Raw genomic sequence first — 3,646 nt, forward strand, 5'->3', positions numbered from 1 at the left:
ACCCGGCTTGGAGCTAAGGCGGGTTAGCGGCGCGCCAGGTTTTCCAGGATGGGCTTGATTACCTTTTTGTTGACCATACCGGGCGCGACATATTCCAATTTGCCTTTCCTGTTGATGATAAAGGTCATCGGTATGCCCCGGAATGGTCCATACCCCTCAAAGACCGACCCGTCATCCACTACCAGGGGATAGTTGATCTCATATTTTTGGGCAAAGGGACGAACGGCTTCCCAGCCTTCCTCATCGAGGGAGACCCCTACAAACAGAACGCCATTATCCCGCATCTCCTCCTGTATCTCAATGAAGTCGGGAATCTCTTTCCGGCAGGGACCGCACCAGGTGGCCCATATATTGAGTACGACCACCTTGCCTTCGTGCTCAGAAAGGGTAAACGGCTCGCCATTCATTTTATCAAGCGTAAAGTCCGGGGCGTCGTTAAGTTGCCGGGTGGTATCGGCCCCCAAACCACCTGAACGGGATATTTCAGGTCCGTTGGAGGCAACAGCTTCTGCCGTGTTGAGGGGTATAACACGATCGGGCTGACCAGTATGGGTCAAAAAAGAGAGTGGCAACGAAATGAGTGCTACCGCAAGCGTCCAGTGGTTGATAAGGTAATTCATGGGGTAAAAGAAAGCGTTAGTAATGTGTACAGAATACAATATATGATAATTAATGTTATTTTTAAGAGGCCTTATAACAATTCCCTCCCCCGTTACTCGCTTCAGAATTTTTTTAAATAATGTGTTAAAAGCTGCCAGCCTTGTGCTTTGCATCAGACCTTGCTCCTGCTTCCCGGGGCCGGGGGGGCACGTTTTGCAAAGCCGCGTTAATATAGTCCAGGATGCCTCCTATTTCAAAAAAACTGAAAATAAAAAAGGCGGCCTCATCAGTGAGACCGCCTTTGCAATAGGTGAGCAAGTAAGAGGATGTTAGTTCGCTGCCGGCTCCATGTCGAATGGACTCAGAGGAATAGTTTCCACACGCCGGTTTTTACGGCATCCCTGACCCGGATCCTGATCAATACAGGGGACCGGCGCTTTACCCAGGCCGCGAACGGTAAGCCGGCTTTCGGCTACGCCGTTTTTGACATAGAAGCGGGCAACTTCTTCTGCACGGCGCTGACTTAATCGCAGGTTGTACTGGTCTCCGCCTATGTGGTCCGTGTATCCCTCAATGCGTACGTGGAATTTGGCAGCACTCAGGATCGCTTTTACATTATCTCTGAGAATGCGTGCGGCCGCCTGGTCTATATTGGAACGGTCAAAGTCAAAATTGACAATATCCAGGTCATCTTCCTGCAGATAGGGAGGATCTTTCGGATCGTTGGGATCCGTTCCCAACTCAAGTTCCTGGGCGTCTGTAAAACCGTCACCATCCGTATCAACATTGTTGGGATCCGTATTATGCTCCATCACTTCATCATAATCGCTTATACCGTCGCCGTCGCTGTCAACCGCATTGGGGTCTGTGCGATATTCGTTTACTTCTTCCCCGTCGGTAAGCCCGTCGCCGTCACTGTCTTCCGCATTGGGATCGGTATTGTAGGAATTAATCTCATCCCCGTCCGACAGCCCGTCGCCGTCCGTATCAGAATTAAGGGGATCCGTATCATATTCATTCACTTCTTCTCCGTCGGTCAGGCCATCCCCGTCCGTATCGGCATTATTGGGATCGGTACCCAGCTTTTCCTCTTCGGCATCGGTAAGCCCGTCGCCGTCGGTATCAACATTCTGCACCACTTCTTCACTCGATTTACATCCGTATTGGACGAGTGTCCCCCCCACCAACATAAATGATATTAAAAGTATATTAAGAGCTCTTTTCATAATGATATTTTCCTGCTAAAGATTTAAAATTTAAGAGTGTAAATATGTGGTTGTATCCGAACAAAGGCAAAAAATATTTAACCCTAAATCAAAATTAATTTTGATGATCCACGTTTACCCCGGATCTCACAGGAACGAACTATTCGTCTTAAAAAACACCGGATAAGCAAATTCATAAAATGTTAGCATTAGTTTAATAAACAGCTTATATTTGCACACTCGCATCGGGGCTATAGCTCAGTTGGCCAGAGCGCTTGCATGGCATGCAAGAGGTCCGGGGTTCAAGTCCCCGTAGCTCCACTTTTAAATGATGTTGATATACCTGTAAAATAAAGCACTTCGGGAGCACCATCCCTGGTAAAGGTACTTGTTCTCTACAAGATTGTTCTCATATATGCGTTATATAAATACAGAAGGAAGGGAAAAAGCGTTTTTAGTTTGCTATTAACCCTTTCTAAGTCGTATTTTAGAATTCGAGGGTAGGCCCTGCGCAGCCAGCTCCCTCTGAACTCCGTCAGGACCGGAAGGTAGCAGCGGTAGGAGGTCGTAGCGGCGTGATGTAGGTTGCTTACCCTCTCTTTTTTAGCCATATCAGGCGGACAGGGAACACTCATCTGAGGGTACCCGCACAACGCGCAAACGCAAACCCGCCAATCTCTTTTTTTGCGGCCCTGTTTCCAGTTTGCCGGGATCGATGTGAGGCATTTCATCCGTTAACCAAATGAACCTGCAGTCAATTTACGCTTAATATCGCTGGAGATATGTTCGGCGTGAACGCGTGTATTTTCAATAAAAAGGCTGCTTGTATCCATTCCGCCGCATACTACGCCTGCCACATACATGCCCTTCCGGTTGGTTTCAAGTGATTGTTCGTTGTACACAGGCATGCGTTTTTCGTCATTGGTCAGTGCAATGCCGAACTGGGACATCAGCTCGAAATTCGGCTGGTAGCCCGTCATGGCCAAAACAAAATCGTTGGGGATGGTTTTGATGCCGGTTGGTGTATCCAGTACGACTTCCCGGGGTTTTATCTCTTTGACCTCAGTATTGAAATAAGCCGTTATCTCCTCATTGTTAATACGGTTTTCAATATCCGGTTTCACCCAGTATTTTACGGTTTCTTTAATTTGCGGCCCGCGCACGGCCAGCGTAACGTTGGCGTGGGTGCGATAGGTTTCCAATGCCACATCCACGGCTGAATTACCGGCCCCGATAACCAGCACATCCTGCCAGGCATAGGGGTGGGCTTCGTCATAGTAGTGTTTTACTTTATCCAGCTCTTCGCCGGGAATATTCATTTTACGTGCGATATCATAAAAGCCCGTGGCTACGACTACTTTGGAGGCTTCATAGTGATCCCGGTCGGTCCGGACGGTAAAATCTCCGTCTTTTCCGTCCACAGCCCGTACTTCCTCATACAGGTGAATATCCAGGTCGTAACTTTCGGCCGCGCGACGATAATATTCAAGCGCTTCGCGCCGCGTAGGTTTGGGATTATGAGAAATGAAAGGCACCCCGCCGATTTCCAGTCGGTCGGAGGTGGAAAAGAACGTCATATCCCTGGGATAGTGGAAAATACTGTTGACCAGGCTGCCTCGTTCAATAATCCTGGAGGGAATTCCCTCCCGTTTGAGCTCAATGGAGGTCGCCAGTCCGATGGGACCCGCTCCTACAATAATGACCATGACTTCTGTTTATGTTTTTGAGATTAATGGGTGCAATGATAGAACGATCAGGTGAATATCGTATGAATAACCGGTTTTATAAAATAAAATGTTTCCCGGCTGGAAGCCATTCACCTACATTTGACGCAAGAACTG

General features: G+C 48.2%; 3 protein-coding genes, 1 tRNA gene and 1 other RNA gene. 2 read left to right on the plus strand and 3 right to left on the minus strand.

Annotation, left to right across the window (positions count from 1 at the left end):
• Window positions 1-23: 23 nt before the first annotated feature.
• Both ACESLU_RS12900 and ACESLU_RS12905 read right to left on the minus strand, forming a co-directional pair.
• Window positions 24-620 (minus strand): peroxiredoxin family protein, encoded by a 597-nt coding sequence (locus ACESLU_RS12900; protein ID WP_372639044.1) that lies wholly within the window; start codon window positions 618-620, stop codon window positions 24-26.
• 309 nt (window positions 621-929) lie between these two features.
• Entirely contained in the window at window positions 930-1,826 is an 897-nt protein-coding gene (locus ACESLU_RS12905) for an OmpA family protein (protein ID WP_372639045.1), read from the minus strand.
• Between the two features lie 226 nt (window positions 1,827-2,052).
• On the opposite strand from ACESLU_RS12905, the gene ACESLU_RS12910 reads away from it, so the two are divergent.
• Window positions 2,053-2,126: transfer RNA gene (locus tag ACESLU_RS12910), tRNA-Ala, on the plus strand.
• A gap of 177 nt (window positions 2,127-2,303) precedes the next feature.
• Window positions 2,304-2,403: signal recognition particle sRNA small type (gene ffs, locus ACESLU_RS12915), an RNA gene on the plus strand.
• A gap of 136 nt (window positions 2,404-2,539) precedes the next feature.
• Here ffs and ACESLU_RS12920 read toward each other — a convergent pair.
• A complete protein-coding gene (locus ACESLU_RS12920) occupies window positions 2,540-3,511 on the minus strand; it encodes a YpdA family putative bacillithiol disulfide reductase (RefSeq protein WP_372639046.1) in 972 nt (323 codons plus the stop codon).
• Window positions 3,512-3,646: the final 135 nt, after the last annotated feature.

The organism is Fodinibius sp., from assembly GCF_041642155.1.
Taxonomy (GTDB): Bacteria; Bacteroidota; Rhodothermia; order Balneolales; family Balneolaceae; genus Fodinibius.

Coding starts and splice junctions, on each gene's coding strand:
- ACESLU_RS12900 (WP_372639044.1), bottom strand. CDS start 620: ATGAATTACCTTATCAACCACTGGACGCTTGCGGTAGCACTCATTTCG.
- ACESLU_RS12920 (WP_372639046.1), bottom strand. CDS start 3,511: ATGGTCATTATTGTAGGAGCGGGTCCCATCGGACTGGCGACCTCCATT.
- ACESLU_RS12905 (WP_372639045.1), bottom strand. CDS start 1,826: ATGAAAAGAGCTCTTAATATACTTTTAATATCATTTATGTTGGTGGGG.